The sequence below is a fragment of the Streptomyces sp. NPDC018610 genome (assembly GCF_044391765.1).
Taxonomy (GTDB): Bacteria; Actinomycetota; Actinomycetes; order Streptomycetales; family Streptomycetaceae; genus Streptomyces.
In genome coordinates, this window is sequence record NZ_JBISAL010000009.1 from 350274 (window position 1) to 367025 (window position 16752).

Genomic DNA, 16752 nt, shown 5'->3' on the forward strand with positions numbered 1-16752 from the left:
GGCGCCGGACACGTCCTGGAGCCACGGCGGCGGGGGTTGGCGGAGCGCCGGAGGGGCAGACGCGGACGGGACGCGCTGAGCCGGTGATGCCGGGCGCCCCCGGCGGACGGCGCGGCACACGGGCGTGGAGACGCGCGGGAACGGAGGGCAGGGCATGACGGGCGGCAACGTGTTCATCGACCGGCTGGACCCCGACATGTGCGTGGTGACCGCCGCGGCGGGCGGGGACCGGGCCGGCTGCCTGGTCGGGTTCGCCTCGCAGTGTTCCATCAGTCCGCTGCGGTTCGTGGTGTGGCTGTCCAAGGAGAACCGGACCTTCCGGGTGGCCGAGCGGGCCGACCGGCTGGCCGTGCACCTGCTGACCCGGCGGCAGCACGCGCTCGCCGAGCTGTTCGGCGGCAGCACGGGCGACGAGGGAGTGGACAAGTTCGCGCACGTCCGCTGCTCGGACCGGGGCGGCGGGGCCGTCGTCCTCGACGACGCCGCGGCCTGGTTCGTCGGCCGGATCGTCTCGCGCACCGACGGCGGCGACCACGTGGGCTTCCTGCTCGACCCGGCCGACTGGGGAGGCGCCGGCGCCCCGGGCGAGCCGACCCTGCGCCTGGCGGACGCCCTCCGGATCTCACCGGGCCACCCGGCCGACTGAGCCGCCCGCCGGCCGGACACACGTGTGCGGCCGCGCCACCTCCCGCGTGCCGGGCGCCGGCACTCCGGCGACCGGGCCGGCGTAGCGGGACCCGCCGGCCCGGCCCCGCGGGTCCCGCTACGCCGGTTCCGCCGGGACCCGGATGTCCAGGACGCAGACGTCGTCGCGACGCTCGCCCTCCAGCATCGCGCCCAGCAGCGGTCCGAGGGAGCCGGGGGCGTCCGAGCGGTGGGTCGCGGTGGCCCGGGAAAGGCGTTCCAGGCCCACCTGTATGGGCTCTCCGGGACGCTCCACCAGGCCGTCGGTGAAGAGCAGCAGCCGGTCGCCCGGCTCCAGGACGCACTCGGCCTCCTCGAAGACGGGTGTGTCGGTGGCGCCCAGGAGCACGCCGCGCGGACGGTCGAGGTAGCGGGCCTCGCCCGCGCGCAGCAGCAGCGGCGGCAGGTGACCGGCCTGCGCCCACAGCAGTCGGCGCTGGTCCGGCCGGTAGCGCGCCAGCACGAGGGTGGCCGTGCTCTTGGTGTCGCGGGAGTGCAGCAGCAGCGTGTTCAGCCGGGAGAGGGCGCCGGTCAGCGACGAGCCCGTGAAGATCATGCCCTTGGCGGTGAAGCGGAGCTGGGCCATCGTGGCCACCGCGTCGATGCCGTGCCCGGCGACGTCGCCCACCACGAACAGCGCTTCCCCGTCGGGCAGTTCGATCGCACTGAACCAGTCGCCGCCGACGTGGATCCCCGACTGGGCCGGCAGGTAGGCGAGGTCCACCCGCAGCCCGGCCAGCCGCAGGGGCCGGCGCGGCAGCGGCAGCAGCGCGTGCTGGAGCCGGCCCGCGAGCATCCGCTCGGCCTGGAGTATCCCGTGCTGCGCCAGCATGGCCTGTTCGCTCTCCAGCAGGGCCAGCTCCGCGCTGCGCTGCGCGGTGAGGTCCTGCACGAAGCCGTGGACCTGGACCGGCCGGCCCCCGGTGTCCAGGGCGGCCTCGGCGACGGCCCGCAGATGCCGTTCCCCGTCCGCCGTCCTGATCCGGAACGGCACGTCGAACTCCTTGCCGCCGGTGACGATCTGGCGTACGGCGCGGGCGAGCACCGGACGGTCCTCGGCGACCGCGAGGTGCGCCAGCTCCTCCAGCGGGACCGGGCCCTCGGCGGGATCGCGGCCGTACAGGGCGTACACCTGGGAGGACCAGGCGGCCTCGCCGGTGACCAGGTCCCAGGTGGCCCAGCCGAGATGGCCGAGCCTCTGCACGTCCGCCAGGAGCTGCTCCTGCCGGCCCGGAGCCTCCGGCCGCGGCCAGCTGACGACCAGCCGGCCGTCCTGGCGGGCGGCCCGCACCGAGTACGCGGCCGGCTCCTGAGCCCCGTCCGCGGACTCCCCCCGCGGGGACGGCGCCTGAGTGTACGGCTCCCCGGTGTCCAGGGTGCGGAGCCAGCCCCGCCACAGCCCTTCCTCGGCGACCTCCGGCCGGCACTGAAGGATCCGCCGCCCGACCAGTTCGCGTCCGCTGAGGCCGGCCGCGCCCACGGCCTGCGGCGTGGCGGCGTCGATGCGGTAGTCCTCGACCTCGCCGGTGGGCGAGCGCAGCGGGCTGAGCAGCAGCACCGCTCCGGGCAGCGCGTCGAACAGCGCCTGGACCGCGCTCGCGGCGCCGTCCGGGGCCCCGGCCGACGCGCCGCCGGCCGAGACGCTGCCGGGCGACGCCGTGTCGAGCGACGGGGCGGCCGGCGACGTGCCGGCGGACGTGCTCCCGGCCGGCGTGCTCCCCACGGCTGCGCTCCCGGTCGCCGCGCTGCCCCTTTGCCCGGCGGCGGCGCGCGCGGCTCCGGCCGCCACCGCGTCGCCCCGCGACGAGGCGTCGGCCGGTGCCGCACCGGAGGGCGCCGCCGCCCCGGTGGCCGACGCCGCCTGGGCGGCAGGCGCCTGTGCGAGGGCGGTCCGGTCCCCGTCCCGGCCCGGGCCCGGCGCGCCGGGCGCGCGGACCACGGCCGGCGGCGGCACCGCCTCGTCGGCGGCGCGGCCCGGCGCGGGCACCAGGGCGCCGAGTGTGATCCGGCACTCCTCGACCAGCGTGCGCCCCGCGGCCTCGGCCCGCCGGAGCAGCTCCTCGTGCGCGGCCTCCGGGGAGCGGCCGGTCAGCGCCATCAGCGCTCCCTCGGCCCGTTCCACCACGGCGGAGGCCGCCGCCTCCCGCGACCGGTCCGGTTCGGCTCCCGGGCCGGCCACCACCTTATGCGCCGCCGTCCCAGGGGCGGCGCCGGACTTCGGGCGGAAGGCGGGTTCACTGCTCACGCGATGAGCATCGCACACGTGGGCCGGTCCGATCGCGGGCTCCTCCCCCCGGATCCGGAGGGGGCCGTGTCCGGCCCGCCGCTCGGGCCGGGGCGGGTGGCGCGGCGGGCCGGGCGGATCAGCGTCCGCCGCGCTCCACCAGCGCCTCGGTCACCGCCCGGACACTGCGGGCGATGTGCTGCAGCTGCAGGAGTTCCGCGGCGTACAGCTTGATGGTGTGCTCGATGACGGACTCGTGCAGGCCGAGGCGGGGCAGGTCGGCGCGTGCCGTCTGCAGGGCGGTGCGCGCCACCCGGATCTCCTGCTGCACCTGGATCTGCGCGTGCCGGGCGAGCAGCACCGGGTGGCGCACCAGCGCGGGGTAGCTGCCGTAGCGCGCGGGCACCAGCTCGCGCAGCCACCGGGCCGCCGAGCGCTCCCAGTCGTAGCTGCCGGGGGTCTTCACCTGGCAGGGCCAGTCCGGGCTGACGCGTGTGGTCGTCACAGGCATGATCATCGCTTCCGGTGGTGCGGCGTCGAGGCGCGAGGTCCGACGAGGTGGGGGCGGCCCCGGGGGATGACCGGGGCCGCCGCGGGGCTCGCGCAGGCGAGGCCCGACCGGACGCCCCGTGCGCCGCCCCGGAGGGGAGACGGCGGCGCGGGCGGCCCGTACAGGAGCCCCTGCGGTCGGCGGCGCATGCGGCGGAGGGAAGGAGTGCGCATGGCGGGCCGTCGGCTTTCTGGGGCGGATGCGGGTGGTGACGGGAGAAGTGCGGAACGTGCCCGGAGCGGGCCGACCGCGATCCGTGAGCAGTATTTATATATGCCATCCGCTTGGCAAGACGTATGAAAACATTCATGACGGCTTTGGGCGGGCTGATCCGTGTACGTTCCGACCGATGAGCCGGGGCGCGCGGAAACGATCAGTCCTTGAGGAAGAAGTGGTGGCGGTCGGCGATCTGTTCGTACTCCTCCAGCCGGGCCTGGGTGCGCTCGGGATCGGCGTCGGCCATGGCCTGGAGCAGCGCCGCGCACATCACGGCGGGCGCGGCGTAGGAGTCGAAGACCAGCCGCGAACCGGTTCCCGTCGCGAAGGTGACGTCGGCCTCGTCGGCCACCGGGCCCAGCGCCAGGTCGGTGATCAGGGCCACCTTGAGGCCGGCGCCGCGCGCGACCTGGACCGCGGTCAGGGTCTCCTGCGCGTGCCGGGGCATGGAGAAGGCCAGCACCCAGGTGCCGCCGGCCTCGCGGGACTGCAGCAGCGCGTCGTAGGCGACGCTGCCGCCGAGGGTCACCAGCCGCACGTCCGGGTGCACGCGCCGCGCCGCGTAGGCGAAGTACTCGGCGAGCGACACCGAGATGCGCAGCCCGAGCACGGTCAGCGGCGCCGACCGCGACAGTTCACGGCCGACGGCGATCACGCGGTCGGGATCGGCGAAGTCGCGGCGCAGGTTCTCCAGGTTGCCGATCTCGGCGTCGACCGCCGCCTGGAGCTCGTTGCCCCGGTCCTCCTCGGCCGTGCCCGGCCCGCCGGCGAGCGTCCTGAGCGCGATGGACTGGAGCTTCTCGCGCAGTGCCGGATAGCCGCTGAAACCGACCGCGCCGGCGAACCGGGTCACCGAGGGCTGGCTGACGCCGACGCGGTCGGCGAGCTCGGTGACGGACAGGAAGGCCGCCTCGGCGATGTTGTCGATCAGGTACTGGGCGATGCGGCGCTGCCCGGGAGACAGCTGCGGCCCGTCGAAGAGCTCCCTGAGCTGGGAGGCCGGGGCCGCCTCCGCCTCCGGGGCCGTCCTGCCCGCGGTGATCGCGGACGCCTGGGCGCGAGCCTGCTGCGGTGATGGCGCCGAGGCGCCTCCATTGTCTCCCACAGAGGATCAACCTAGCTCACTCACCGTCATGACCAGGGAGTGTGCGAGCGGATCCGGCCGCGCAGCGGGAGTCCCGCGCACCGCCGGCCGACCCCCGGAGGGACGGCGACGGGGCCTCCGCTTCCGGATTTCTCGCCCGCGGATGGATACGCGCCCGCCGCCCGGGAACCCGCCGCCGGAGAGGAACCCCCACGACCCCGCGAACGGCAACGGCAGACGAGGAGCGCAGGCACCATGACCGTCCCCGAGGAGAACCGGCCCAAGACCGACACCACCGACGAGGTGCTGGAGAACGGGCGCGCGGACGCGTCCAGGGACCAGGGCGCGACCGGCCGCACGCTGCGCGAGGCGCTGGAGGAGGCACAGGTCAGCCCCGACGACTTCGAGGAGAAGTGACCGATGAGCGCACTCAGCGCGCTGGAACAGGCCCTGGAGGACCGGTGGGAGGCGCTCCGGGCACGGATCGCCGGCCGTGGACCGGTCGAACTCCTCGACGCGCTGCACCGCGAGTGCGACGGGAACGCCGTGGTGTGCAGCGAGGACCGGGTCATCGTGCCCAACGCCTACGACGTAGAACTCGCCGAGCCCGTGCACGAGGAACTGACCCGCCGCGGCAGCCGGGTGGGCCAGGCGCTCACCGACAGCCTGGCCCGGCACGCCGAGCGTCACGGCTATGAGTGGGCGGGCCCCCTGACGGTGCGCGTGGCCCGCTCCGACCAGGTCCCCAACGGCCGCTACCGCGTGGCCGGCCGCGTCATGCCGCATGTGAGCGCGGAGGCGTTCCGCCACCCGGCCTGACCAGGACGAGGACGAGACCCCCCGGGCGCGGCCCGTCCGGCCGGCAGCCGACCGCCCGCGAGCCCGCGGGAGCCACCGGACGCGCGACCGCCCGGTGCGCGAGCGCCCGCACCCCACCGAGACCGCCGGGCGCGCGCTGCCCCACGCGCCCGCGGGAACCGTTCACCCGGCGCGTCCGCCGCCGCGGCGGTCAGCGCCGGTAGAGCGTGATCGAGTGCCCGACCTCGTCCACCGCGCGGCTCGACGCGATCAGCTGCGCCAGGCGTCCCGTCGCCTTCGCGGCGGCCGAGTCCGACACCGCCAGCAGCCCGTGCACCCGCTGCGGCGGCACCGTGCGCGGGTCCGCCGCGTGGATGCCGTAGAAGGACGGCACGCCGCTGCCCTTGTAGACCAGCCAGACCCGTTCGCCCCGGTGCCGCGAGCGCAGCCGGTCCGCGAGCCGGCCCAGGTCCTGGCCCCAGTCCACGTTGGAGTCGTGCAGCCGCAGCCGGGTCTTCGCCGGTCCGCCGAACGCCTCGTTGGAGTACGGCAGGTAGAACGGGTACGTCCGTACGGAGCTGACCGCCACGAGGGCCACCAGCACCCCGGCCGCCGTGAGCGCCCGCCGTCCGCGTCCCGGCGCCACCGCGGTGGCCGCGGCGACGGCCAGGAACATCGGCATGAACAGCGCGTACCGGGTGCCGAAGTCGCGCGAGGAGTGCATCGCGGCCGCCAGCAGCACCGCCGGCGGCCCGAGCACGTACGGCGCCGCCCGTCGCAGCCGGCGCACGGCGAGCAGGACCCCTGCCCCGGCGGCCCACAGGGCGAGCATCCCGAGCGGGGTCTTCACCAGCAGCGCGGCCGGCAGGTAGTACCAGCGCGCCCCGGTGTACACGTGCCCGAACAGGAAGCCCTGCCAGGGCCGGTCCTCCAGCCCGAACTGGATCCGCATCCCGTCCCGGTACGCCGCCGGGAACGGCATCAGGCCGACCAGCGCGGCCCGCATCCCGTGCACGGTCGGCACCGGCCCCGGGTACGTCCTGCGCAGCCGCGGGTCGACGGCCAGGTAGGAGGCCCACACGACCGCCACCGCGGCCCCCGCCGCGACGGCGGCCCACGCGGCGGCGACGGCCGGGGCCCCGAAGCGGGCCGCCCGGCCGGGCTCCCCGCCCGGCGGCCGCCCGCGCCGCGCGGGCCACACCGCGAGCGCCGTGAGCGCCAGCAGCACCGGCACCGCCGGCAGCGCGTTCATCTTGATGGCCACCGCCGCCCCCAGCGCCGCCCCCGCCGACGGCACGCACAGCCCCGGCCGCCGCCGCGCCCGCCACAGCAGCCATGCCGAGGTCAGCACGGAACCCGCCGCCGGGACGTCCAGCGTGGCCAGCGAGCCGTGCGCGATCAGATCGGGGGAGAAGGCGTACAGGGCCAGCGCCACCAGCCCGCCCGCCGTGCCGGCGAGATCCCGGGCGAACGCGAACACCACCAGGCCGAACAGCAGCGTGAGAGCGATCACCGGCAGCCGGGCCCAGAACATCACCCGCCACGGGTCGTTGCCCGACCCGTACAGCAGATGCCGCCCCACCGCCCCCTGGTCGCCGGTGAACGAGGCGTCCAGGCGCGGATCGGCGACGGCGACCCCGGCCGCGATCAACAGCTTGCCCAGCGGCGGGTGTTCGGGGTTGTAGGCGAGGCTGTGCTGGTGCAGGTAGACGGCAGCCGTGCCCACGTACACCGGCTCGTCGACGGTGGGGGTCTGTTCCCTCGCCGCCGTCACCATCGCGGCGGCCATTTGCGCCAGCAGCAGCACCACGGCGAACGGGACCAGCCACCGCCGCTGCCGCCGCAGGCCCGCCCACCCGCGTGCCGCCGCACCGCCGGGCCCTGGCCGTCCCGGCGTCCTGGGGACCGCCACCGCCAGGCCGGTGCGGGCGGCCCCGGAAGCCGGTGCCGTGTGCCGTTCGTGCGCCATCGTCCGCCCCGCGGCGCCCGCCCGCGGGCCGCGCCGCCCCACCGTTCCCACCGGCAGACCTTCCGCCGTGCCCACCTGTACGGCCCGCGAGCGGCCCCGGTTCACCCACGACGAGTCCGCCGGCGAGCGGCCGCGGTCCACCCGCGACGGGCCGGCCCTGCCGGAGGGGTCGACGGGCTCGCCCGCCGGCCACCGCGCTCAGCGGGTCCGGGACCGCTCCGGCAGGGCCGTGGGAGGCACCACCAGGTCCGCGCGCCCGCGCGTCGCCGCCACCAGGTCCGCGTTGCGCCGGTCCGGGCCGAGCACCCAGGCGACCGCCTCGTCGTGGCCCTTGCCGAACTCCTCGTGCCGGGCGACCAGACGGCGCACCCGCTCCGCCTCGTCCAGCTCGCAGAACCACACCTCGTCCAGCCGGGGCCGCACCCTGCCCCACGCACCGGTGTCCAGCAGCAGGTAGTTGCCCTCCGTCACGACCAGCCCGGCCGACGGCGGCACCGGGACGGCGCCCGCGAGGGGCTGCTCCAGGTCGCGCTCGAAGCCGGGCGCGTACACCGTCTCCGCCGAGCCGTACTCCTCCCGCAGCCGGCCCAGCAGCGCCGCGTAGCCCGCCGCGTCGAAGGTGTCCGGCGCGCCCTTGCGGTCCCGGCGGCCCAGCCGCTCCAGTTCGGCGTCGGCGAGATGGAAGCCGTCCATCGGGACGTGCGCGACCCAGGGCTCTCCCGGGCCGTTGAGCGCGCGCACCAGGTGCTCGGCGAGCGTGGACTTGCCGGCGCCCGGGCTGCCCGTGATGCCGAGGACGGCGCGGCGCCCGGCGCCGGTCAGCGAGCGGGCGCGGGCGAGGAGATCGTCGAAGGTCGTCGGCACGCGCCCAGTGTGTCACCCGCGCGTACCAGGGCCACCGGGCGCCCGAGACGACCGTTGGCCGGAAAGTTGACCGGAACCACGGTCAATGTGGCGCGCGCCACTTCGTCATCGCGGCGATGCGGGGAAGGGTGCCTGTATGAAAGAGCTCGGTCTGCCCCCGGAAATCCTGGCCTGCCTCTTCGACCTCGACGGCGTCGTCACCAAGACGGCCGTGGTGCACGCGGCCGCCTGGAAGGAGACGTTCGACGCGTTCCTGCGCGAGCGGGAGGGCGCCGGCTACCGGCCCTTCGACGCGGTCGCCGACTACGACGAGTACGTCGACGGCCGGCCCCGCGCCGACGGCGTGCGCACCTTCCTCGCCTCACGCGGCATCGAACTGCCCGAGGGCGGCCCCGACGATCCGCCGGACGCGCGGACCGTCAACGGGGTCGGCAACCGGAAGAACGAACTCGTTCTGGAGAAAATCCGTACTGAAGGTGTGGAACCCTATGACGGAACGCTGCGCTACATCGAGGCGGTGCGGGCCGCGGGCCTGAAGACGGCGATCGTCTCCTCCAGCGCGAACACCCTCGACGTGCTCCGCTCCATCGACGCCGAGCGCCTGTTCGACGTACGGATCGACGGCGTGGTCGCCCGCGAGCGCCGGCTGCCCGGGAAACCCGCCCCGGACACCTTCCTCGCCGCCGCCCACGACCTCGGCGTCGAGGCGAAGCAGGCCACCGTGTTCGAGGACGCCCTGGCCGGCATGGACGCGGGCCGCTCCGGTCACTTCGGCCACGTCGTCGGCGTCGACCGCGTCGGCCAGACCGACGCGCTGTACGCGCACGGCGCCGACGTGGTCGTCAAGGACCTCGCCGAACTCCTCGACCGACCGGGAGGCGCCGCGTGATCACCCATCGCTCGTACGCCGTCGAGCCGTGGAGCGTGCGCGAGACGGAACTCAGCCTGGACGTCCTCGCCCAGAGCGAGTCGGTCTTCGCGCTCTCCAACGGCCACGTCGGCTGGCGCGGCAACCTCGACGAGGGCGAACCGCACGGCCTGCCCGGCTCCTACCTCAACGGCGTCTACGAGGTGCACCCGCTGCCCTACGCCGAGGCCGGCTACGGCTACCCCGAGTCCGGGCAGACGGTCATCAACATCACCAACGGCAAGGTGCTGCGGCTGCTCGTCGACGACGAGCCGTTCGACCTGCGCTACGGCCGGCTGATCTCCCACGAGCGCGTCCTCGACCTGCGCCGGGGCGTGATGGAACGGACCTGCGAGTGGTGCTCGCCGGCCGGCACGAGGATCCGGGTGCGCGCCACCCGCATGGTCTCCCTCACCCAGCGCTCCATCGGCGCGGTGGCCTACGAGGTGGAACCGGTCGACTGCCAGGCCCGCGTGGTCATCCAGTCCGAACTCGTCGCCAACGAGCAGTTGCCGCAGACGGGCGGCGACCCGCGCGCGGCGATGGCGCTCGAGGCCCCGCTGGAGCCGGAGGAGGACTTCGCCTCCGGCAGCCGGCTGCGGCTGGTGCACCGCACCCGGCGCAGCGGTCTCAGGGTCGCCGTCGCCGCCGACCACGTCGTCTCCGGCCCGGAACGGACCACCACCAGCAGTGAGAGCCACCCCGACCTGGCCCGGCTGACGGTCGCCGCCGTCCTGGAGGCGGGCCAGAAGCTGCGGGTGGAGAAACTCGTCGCGCACGGCTGGTCCGGCGCCCGCTCGCTGCCCGCCATGAGCGACCAGGTGGACGCCGCCCTGGCCGCCGCCGCGCACGGCGGCTGGTCGGGCCTGGTCGAGGAGCAGCGGGCGTACCTGGACGAGTTCTGGGCCCGCTCGGACGTGGAGGTGGAGGGCGACGAGGAGATCCAGCAGGCGGTGCGCTTCGCCCTCTTCCACGTGCTGCAGGCCGGCGCCCGCGCCGAGGAACGGGCGATCCCCGCCAAGGGCCTGACCGGCTCGGGCTACGACGGGCACGCCTTCTGGGACACCGAGATGTTCGTGCTGCCGGTGCTCACCTACACCTCGCCGGACGCGGTGGGCGAGGCGCTGCGCTGGCGGCAGAACACCCTGCCCGCGGCCAAGGAGCGGGCGGCCCAGCTCGGGCTGAGCGGCGCCGCGTTCCCCTGGCGGACCATCGAGGGGCAGGAGGGCTCGGCGTACTGGCCCGCCGGCACCGCCGCCTTCCACGTCAACGCCGACATCGCGCACGCCGTGGTGCGCTACGTCGCGGCGACCGGCGACGAGGACTTCGAGCGCGACACGGGCCTGGAACTGCTGGTGGAGACGGCCCGGCTGTGGCGCTCGCTCGGCCACCACGACCACCGCGGCACCTTCCACATCGACGGCGTCACCGGGCCCGACGAGTACAGCGCCATCGCCGACGACAACACGTACACCAACCTGATGGCCCGGGCGAACCTCCTCGCCGCCGCAGACATCGTCGAGCGGTACCCGAAGGAGGCGGAGCGGCTCGGCGCCGACGACGAGGAGAGCGCCGCCTGGCGGGACGCCGCCGAGGCGATGAACATCCCGTACAACGGCGAGCTGCGGGTGCACGAGCAGAACGCGGGCTTCACCCGCTACCAGCGCTGGGACTTCGCCGGCACCCGCGCCGACCAGTACCCGCTGATGCTGAACTTCCCCTACTTCGACCTGTACCGCAAGCAGGTGATCAAGCAGGCCGACCTGGTGCTGGCGATGTACACCTGCGGCGCCGAGTTCGACGAGGAGCACGTCGCCCGCAACTTCGCCTACTACGAGCCGCTGACGGTGCGGGACTCCTCGCTGTCGGCGTGCGTGCAGGCGGTCATCGCCGCCCAGACGGGCCATCTGCGTCTCGCCTACGACTACGCGGCCGAGGCCGCCCTGATGGACCTGGAGGACCTGGAGCACAACACCCGCGACGGGCTGCACATCGCGTCGCTGGCGGGCACCTGGATGGCGCTGGTGGCCGGTTTCGGCGGGACCCGCCGGGCCGGCGACGCCCTGGAGTTCGCGCCGCGTCTGCCGGAGAAGTTCAGCCGCCTCGCGTTCACGCTGCAGTTCCGGGGCCGCCGGCTGAAGGTGGAGATCACCCAGCAGAGCGCCACGTACACGCTGCTGTCCGGACCGGCGCTGACGGTCCGCCACCACGGCGAGGCGGTGCCCCTGCACCCGGACGCGCCCCAGGCCCGCCCGGTCCCGTCCCCGAAGCACCTGCCGGCCCCCGACCAGCCCCCGCACCGGCGCCCGAACGCCCGCTGAGGCATCCCGCGACAGCGCGGCCCACGGCGATCGGCCCACGGTCGTTCGCAGCGGGCAGCGGGCAGCGGGCAGCGGGCGGTCGGGACGGGCGGCGGGGCGAACGGCCTTCGGCCGGGGCGGGAGCACGGTGGCGGTGGCGCCGGCGACCGAAGGGCGGGCGGCGTCCGGCGTGCCCGGTCCCGGCGGAGGGTCACACAGGGCCCCGGACGAGGAGTTCGCGCAGCGCGTGCTCCTCCTCGGGGCTCAGGCCGGTCACGAACTGCCGCAGCGCGGCGATCGGATCGGGCCCGCGGTCGAGGGCGTCATGCATCGCCTGGGCGGTCAGCTCCGCCGCGTTCTTCGCGGGACGGTAGGCGCCCCGGCGGCCGTCGACCTCGCGCAGCACCAGGCCCTTGTCGTAGAGCCGCTTCAGGATGGTGTGCACGGTGTTGTAGGCCAGGCCGCCGCCGATCTCCAGCTGGATCTCGGCCGGGGTCAGCGGCCGCTCCGTCGACCACAGGGCCGCGAGGACCTCGCTCTCCAGCTCACCCGAGCTGCGCCGTTCCGTCCTGCCGTGAGGCCCGCTACCAGCCATGCCCTCAACCTTACAGCGCGTAGTGATGTCAGGCGTCCGGCGGTGTCCCGCCCGGCAGAGCGCTCCGACACGGGCTATTTTGTCCATGGTTTCCCTGGTTTCCCTGGTTGCCGTGATCCCCTCGTCCCCGCCACCCCTCCTCCGACATCCGGCCCTGTCCTCCTCCGGCGCCCCGCCCGTCCTCCCGCGGGTTCTCCGGCCCTTCCCCGGCGCTTTTCCGACGATTCCCCGAGGTCCCACCCGACTGCCGCGCCGGTCCCGCACAATGTCGGGAGTCAGAAACCCTACAGTGCGTAGGGAAAGGGGTGGAGATGGCCGACAGCACGCACGCCGTACTCGCCGGAGCCAGGCGGCCGGGACCGGCGCCCGGCGCCGGCCGCGTCACCGGCCCCCGCGACGCCCTCCCCGTCGCGGCCGTGGCCGCCGCCTTCACCGCGGCGCAGCTCCTCCTCGTCCGCCCCGGCATGGGCCTGGGCTGGGACGAGATCGTCTACGTCAGCCAGGTCGGCGGGCACGCGCCGGCGGCCTTCTTCAGCGCCCCGCGCGCCCGCGGCGTCTCCCTGCTGGTCGCCCCGGTCGCCTCCTGGTCGTCCTCCACGGCGCTGCTGCGCGTCTACCTCGCCCTGCTGTCCGGCCTCGGCCTCCACGTCGCCCTGCGCGCCTGGCGCGGACTGTTCCCCTCCCACGTCCTCGCCCTCGCCGGAGCCCTGTTCGCCTCCTTGTGGGTGACCCTGTTCTACGGCCCCCAGGCCATGCCCAACTACTGGGTGGCGATCGGCGCCCTCCTGTGCGCGGGCTGCTCCCTGCGCGCCCGCGCCGACCGCCGCGACCGCGCCGCGCTCCGCGGCGTGCTCGGCGGCGCCGCCCTCATGGCGTGGATGCGGCCCATGGACGCCGTCTGGGCCGTCCTCCCGCTGCTCGCCCTCGCCCTGGCGAGACGCCGCCCGCGAGCCGCGGTGCCGCTCCTGGCCGTGCTCCTGGCCGGCCTCGTCGCTGGCTCCGCCGAGTGGGTGATCGAGGCGTACGTGAGCTACGGCGGCCCGCTGCGCAGGCTGTCCGACGCCTCCGCCATCCAGGGGGGACTCGGCGCGCACTTCGCCGTCGTCGACCAACTGCGCAGCCTGGGCGGACGGACCCTGTGCCGCCCCTGCGCCGGCGCGCTGCCCGCCCCCCTGATCACCGCCTGGTGGTACGCCCTGCCGGTGCTCGCCCTGCTGGGCCTCCGGTTCGCCCGGCGGGCCGGCCGCACCCTGCCCGCGCTCACCGCGTCGGCCTGCGCCGCCACGGCCGCCTTCCCCTACCTGTTCCTGATCGGCTACGCGGCGCCCCGTTTCCTGCTGCCCGCCTACGCCCTGCTCGCCCTCCCGGTGGCCCACGCCCTGGCCCACCTCGTCCGGCCGCCGGGCGGCGCCCGACGGCCGGCCGCCCTGGCCCTGGTCGCCCTCGGGCTCGCCGTCCACCTGTCGGTCCAGTACGCCGTCCTCGCCGGCACGGTCGGCCGGACCACCGCCGCCCGCCACGACTGGGACCGCACCGCCGCCGAACTGCACCGTCTCGGGGTGCGCCCGCCCTGCCTGCTCACCGGCGAGAACGCCATCCCGATCGCCTTCTACACCGGCTGCGGCTCCGCCGCGACCGACGGGCACAACGCCAACACGACCCCGGCGGCCATCGAAGGAGCCGCCCGCCGCGGCCCGGTCGCCGTCCTCACCGGCGCCGGCGGCTCACCGCCCGCGTACGCCCGCGCCTGGCCCGTCCACCGGTTCGGCGACCTGCGCCTGTACGTCGCGCCGGCGGCGCGCAAGGACGCCGGCACATGACCTCCCCGCCGGTCACCGCCGCCGCCCTCGTACGCCGCCGGACCTGGTGGCACACCGGGGCCGTGCTCGCGGTCCTGCTGTGCGCCGTCTACCTCGGCGGGCGGCACTGGCCCCTGGTGGCGAGCGGTGCGGGCAGACTCGCCGCGGCCGACCGGGGCTGGCTGCTGGTGGGCGCGGCGGCGGCCCTGGCGACCTGGGCCTGCGCGGCGCTGGCCCAGCAGGGCGCGGTCGCGGAACGGCTGCCCGGCGCACGGCTGCTGGCCGCGCAGTTCGCCGCCTCCGCCGCCAACCACGTCCTGCCCGCCGGTCTCGGGGCCGGCGCGGTCAACCTGCGCTTCCTGATGCGCTGCGGGCTGCCGGCCGGCCGCTCGGCGAGCGCCCTCGCCGTCAAGGCCGCCGCCGGGGCGCTCACCCGCGCCGTCCTGATCGCCGTGCTCGCGGCGGCCTGCCCCGGCGTCCTGCGCTTCCCGCACCTCCCCGGCACGACCGTGGCCGCGGCCCTGGCCGCCGCCGCGGTGGTGATCGTGCTGCTGCGCGGCCCCCTGCGGTCCGGATGCGGGCGCGTGCTGGGCGCGGTGCTGGCGGACATCCGGGCCGTGCACCGCCGGCCGCAGCGGGCCGCCGCCCTGTGGGGCGGCTCGCTCGCCTTCGCGGCGGCGCACTGCCTCGTGCTGATCGCCGTCACCCATGCCGTCCGGCTGCCGCTCGCCCCCGCCCGGGTGGCGCTGCTCTACCTCGCCGCGAGCAGCGCCGCCGCCCTGCTGCCCACCCCGGGCGGCCTCGGCTCCCTGGACGCGGCACTGGCCTTCGCCCTCACCACCGCCGGGGCGCCGGGCGCCGAAGCCGCCTCCGCGGTCCTCGGCTACCGCCTCCTGACCGTGTGGCTGCCCCTGGTCCCCGGCCTGCTCGTCCTCGGCGCGCTGATCCGCCGAAGAGCGGTCTGACCGAGGCGGCGACCGGGCGGGAACCCGCCCGGGCCGGGGGCGCGGCCGGGTCAGCCCGGACGCGACCGCCCCGCGCCCCCGGGACGTTCCGGGGGAGTGGTGGGCGCCGCCGATCGCGTCGCCCGCCTCGACAGGTCGTCCACGACGTCCCCGGGCAGCCACCGGACCGCGGCCCACAGGCACCCCCCGAGCCAGCCGGCCGCGAACAGCCAGCCGCCCGCCACGTCGGTGCACCAGTGCACACCGAGATACACCCGGGTCAGTCCCACCAGCACGCCCCAGCAGCCCACGGCCGCGCACAGCGCCGTCCGGCCGCGCCCGGCGCGCAGGACCGTCGCCAGGATCACCAGCCCGGCGGTCAGCGCGGAGGTGGTGGTGTGCCCGGACGGGAACGACCAGCCGGTGGCGACGGCCGCCCAGTCGTGCCGCGGCGGACGCGGCCGGGCCACCAGCTCCATCACGGCCTGGCGCACCATCTGACCCGCCGCCAGACAGACGACGCCGAGCCCCGCCGCCAGCGCGCGCCGCCGCCGGGTGCGGCCGAGGAGGACACCGGCCAGCACGACCAGCGCGTAGGGCACGGCGCCGGTCCCGGTCGCGGTCAGCGCCCGGGCCACGGCCACCGCCGCACCGGGCCGGTGACCGACGGACCAGGACAGCAGGTCCCGGTCGACCGGCAGGGGCGCGCCCCGGCCGCCGGTGACGACCGCGCCCAGGACGGCGAAGGCGGCCCACGCGCCGAGTCCGATGCCGGCCGCCCGTGAAGCGACGGCGCGGCGCCTCACGCGACCGCCTTCGGCCGGGGCGCGGTGACGCGCCGGCGGGCCGGGCCCGCCACGACCGCACGGCGGGGGCCGCCGCCCGACGAGCCCCCGGGGACCGAACCCATTCGCCTCCTCTGTCTCTGGACCGCGTCCGCCGACCGGCCACCGGCCCGTTCACGGGCCCGCGCCCGACGATCCGTACCGGGACAACGACCGCCACCGGGCCTCCGTCATGGTCCCGAGGGGTGAACCGGGACCCCGCGCGCCGGCCCGGCCCGGTGGGGACGGACGGCGGCTCCGCCCTGGTACCCCCGAATCGGCGGCCGAGTGATTGGAGCGGGCGCGGCGGGAAACGCGGGATCACGACACCCGCACCGAGCCACCGCGAGGGAGGACCCGTGAGCACCGATCCCATGGCCGACGACGCCTACCAGCCCACCGGGAGCAACGAGGAGCAGGAGGACGCCGCGCCGCTGGACATGCAGGACGCGGTGGACGAGCGGACCTACGACGACACCCTCGACGAGGGGTACTCCCCGCCCGAGAAGCCGCTCGGCGTCGACAAGTACGGCACCACGGCCGCCGAGCAGCACGAAGGGGAGACCCTCGACCAGCGACTGGCCCAGGAGCGGCCCGATGTGGGGGAGCCCGAGGGGGACGGCGTGGGCGACCTGCCCGGCGGAGAGGGCGAGCCGGTCGACCCCGAAGCGGGCGCCGGCCGCGCCGGCCGGCTGGTCGCGCCCGACGAGGGGGCGCACACCGACGCCACCAAGGAGGAGATCGCCGCGGACGTGGGCATCGACGCGGGAGCCGCCGGCGCCGAGGAGGCCGCCGTGCACGTCGTCGAGGACGACGGCACCCTGCCCGACGACGACATCCGCTGAGGCACGAGCACGCCATCCGGCGCAGACGACCGCGAAGGTCCGTGAGCCCGAGGGGGGCCGGCCCGCCGCCGGGGGGCGGCGCGGGGGGGGGGGGCCCGGCCCCCCCGGGTGGAGTGGGAGCGAGGCGCGCGGGGGGCGCGGCCGCCCGC

15 protein-coding genes are annotated in these 16752 nt (G+C 76.1%); 8 read left to right on the forward strand and 7 right to left on the reverse strand.

Annotated features, from left to right (window positions below):
• Window positions 1–154 precede the first annotated feature (154 nt).
• On the forward strand, window positions 155–646 hold the full coding sequence (locus ACH5A8_RS24285) for a flavin reductase family protein (protein ID WP_399005209.1): 492 nt from the start codon (window positions 155–157) through the stop codon (window positions 644–646).
• Between the two features lie 117 nt (window positions 647–763).
• Here the strand turns inward: ACH5A8_RS24285 and ACH5A8_RS24290 are convergent, their stop codons facing one another.
• From ACH5A8_RS24290 to ACH5A8_RS24300, 3 genes are all read right to left on the reverse strand, one after another.
• Window positions 764–2929, reverse strand: a complete 2166-nt coding sequence (locus ACH5A8_RS24290) for a SpoIIE family protein phosphatase (RefSeq protein ID WP_399005211.1) — start codon at window positions 2927–2929, stop codon at window positions 764–766.
• A gap of 118 nt (window positions 2930–3047) precedes the next feature.
• Window positions 3048–3425: a hypothetical protein gene (locus tag ACH5A8_RS24295; protein WP_399005212.1), complete on the reverse strand. Its 378-nt coding sequence runs from the start codon at window positions 3423–3425 to the stop codon at window positions 3048–3050.
• 406 nt (window positions 3426–3831) lie between these two features.
• Window positions 3832–4779 carry a MurR/RpiR family transcriptional regulator gene (locus tag ACH5A8_RS24300; RefSeq protein ID WP_399005214.1) on the reverse strand — a complete coding sequence of 316 codons (948 nt, stop codon included), beginning with the start codon at window positions 4777–4779 and terminating at the stop codon, window positions 3832–3834.
• A gap of 234 nt (window positions 4780–5013) precedes the next feature.
• Between ACH5A8_RS24300 and ACH5A8_RS24305 the strand changes: the two genes are divergently transcribed.
• A complete protein-coding gene (locus ACH5A8_RS24305; RefSeq protein WP_399005216.1) occupies window positions 5014–5175 on the forward strand; it encodes a hypothetical protein in 162 nt (53 codons plus the stop codon).
• A 3-nt stretch (window positions 5176–5178) separates the two neighbouring features.
• Entirely contained in the window at window positions 5179–5577 is a 399-nt protein-coding gene (locus ACH5A8_RS24310) for a DUF3662 domain-containing protein (RefSeq protein ID WP_399005218.1), read from the forward strand.
• Window positions 5578–5767: 190 nt separating this feature from the next.
• Here the strand turns inward: ACH5A8_RS24310 and ACH5A8_RS24315 are convergent, their stop codons facing one another.
• Complete coding sequence (locus tag ACH5A8_RS24315) at window positions 5768–7525, reverse strand: phospholipid carrier-dependent glycosyltransferase (RefSeq protein ID WP_399005220.1); 1758 nt, start codon at window positions 7523–7525, stop codon at window positions 5768–5770.
• A 198-nt stretch (window positions 7526–7723) separates the two neighbouring features.
• Entirely contained in the window at window positions 7724–8389 is a 666-nt protein-coding gene (locus ACH5A8_RS24320; RefSeq protein ID WP_399005222.1) for a nucleoside/nucleotide kinase family protein, read from the reverse strand.
• Window positions 8390–8525: 136 nt separating this feature from the next.
• Here ACH5A8_RS24320 and ACH5A8_RS24325 point away from each other — a divergent pair, with 136 nt between their 5' ends.
• Entirely contained in the window at window positions 8526–9278 is a 753-nt protein-coding gene (locus tag ACH5A8_RS24325; RefSeq protein ID WP_399005224.1) for a beta-phosphoglucomutase family hydrolase, read from the forward strand.
• Complete coding sequence (locus ACH5A8_RS24330; RefSeq protein WP_399005226.1) at window positions 9275–11617, forward strand: glycoside hydrolase family 65 protein; 2343 nt, start codon at window positions 9275–9277, stop codon at window positions 11615–11617. Before ACH5A8_RS24325 ends, ACH5A8_RS24330 begins: the two co-directional genes overlap by 4 nt.
• A gap of 190 nt (window positions 11618–11807) precedes the next feature.
• Here ACH5A8_RS24330 and ACH5A8_RS24335 read toward each other — a convergent pair whose 3' ends face one another.
• Complete coding sequence (locus ACH5A8_RS24335) at window positions 11808–12191, reverse strand: BlaI/MecI/CopY family transcriptional regulator (RefSeq protein ID WP_399005228.1); 384 nt, start codon at window positions 12189–12191, stop codon at window positions 11808–11810.
• 311 nt (window positions 12192–12502) lie between these two features.
• Between ACH5A8_RS24335 and ACH5A8_RS24340 the strand changes: the two genes are divergently transcribed.
• Together ACH5A8_RS24340 and ACH5A8_RS24345 are read left to right on the forward strand one after the other, a co-directional pair.
• On the forward strand, window positions 12503–14011 hold the full coding sequence (locus ACH5A8_RS24340; RefSeq protein WP_399005230.1) for a hypothetical protein: 1509 nt from the start codon (window positions 12503–12505) through the stop codon (window positions 14009–14011).
• Window positions 14008–14955 carry a lysylphosphatidylglycerol synthase domain-containing protein gene (locus tag ACH5A8_RS24345; protein WP_399005232.1) on the forward strand — a complete coding sequence of 316 codons (948 nt, stop codon included), beginning with the start codon at window positions 14008–14010 and terminating at the stop codon, window positions 14953–14955. Before ACH5A8_RS24340 ends, ACH5A8_RS24345 begins: the two co-directional genes overlap by 4 nt.
• 50 nt (window positions 14956–15005) lie before the next feature.
• Here ACH5A8_RS24345 and ACH5A8_RS24350 read toward each other — a convergent pair whose 3' ends face one another.
• A complete protein-coding gene (locus ACH5A8_RS24350; RefSeq protein ID WP_399005234.1) occupies window positions 15006–15740 on the reverse strand; it encodes a phosphatase PAP2 family protein in 735 nt (244 codons plus the stop codon).
• A gap of 377 nt (window positions 15741–16117) precedes the next feature.
• Between ACH5A8_RS24350 and ACH5A8_RS24355 the strand changes: the two genes are divergently transcribed.
• Entirely contained in the window at window positions 16118–16603 is a 486-nt protein-coding gene (locus tag ACH5A8_RS24355; RefSeq protein WP_399005236.1) for a DUF5709 domain-containing protein, read from the forward strand.
• Window positions 16604–16752: the final 149 nt, after the last annotated feature.

Coding starts and splice junctions, on each gene's coding strand:
- ACH5A8_RS24285 (WP_399005209.1), top strand. CDS start 155: ATGACGGGCGGCAACGTGTTCATCGACCGGCTGGACCCCGACATGTGC.
- ACH5A8_RS24295 (WP_399005212.1), bottom strand. CDS start 3,425: ATGATCATGCCTGTGACGACCACACGCGTCAGCCCGGACTGGCCCTGC.
- ACH5A8_RS24305 (WP_399005216.1), top strand. CDS start 5,014: ATGACCGTCCCCGAGGAGAACCGGCCCAAGACCGACACCACCGACGAG.
- ACH5A8_RS24310 (WP_399005218.1), top strand. CDS start 5,179: ATGAGCGCACTCAGCGCGCTGGAACAGGCCCTGGAGGACCGGTGGGAG.
- ACH5A8_RS24315 (WP_399005220.1), bottom strand. CDS start 7,525: ATGGCGCACGAACGGCACACGGCACCGGCTTCCGGGGCCGCCCGCACC.
- ACH5A8_RS24325 (WP_399005224.1), top strand. CDS start 8,526: ATGAAAGAGCTCGGTCTGCCCCCGGAAATCCTGGCCTGCCTCTTCGAC.
- ACH5A8_RS24335 (WP_399005228.1), bottom strand. CDS start 12,191: ATGGCTGGTAGCGGGCCTCACGGCAGGACGGAACGGCGCAGCTCGGGT.
- ACH5A8_RS24340 (WP_399005230.1), top strand. CDS start 12,503: ATGGCCGACAGCACGCACGCCGTACTCGCCGGAGCCAGGCGGCCGGGA.
- ACH5A8_RS24345 (WP_399005232.1), top strand. CDS start 14,008: ATGACCTCCCCGCCGGTCACCGCCGCCGCCCTCGTACGCCGCCGGACC.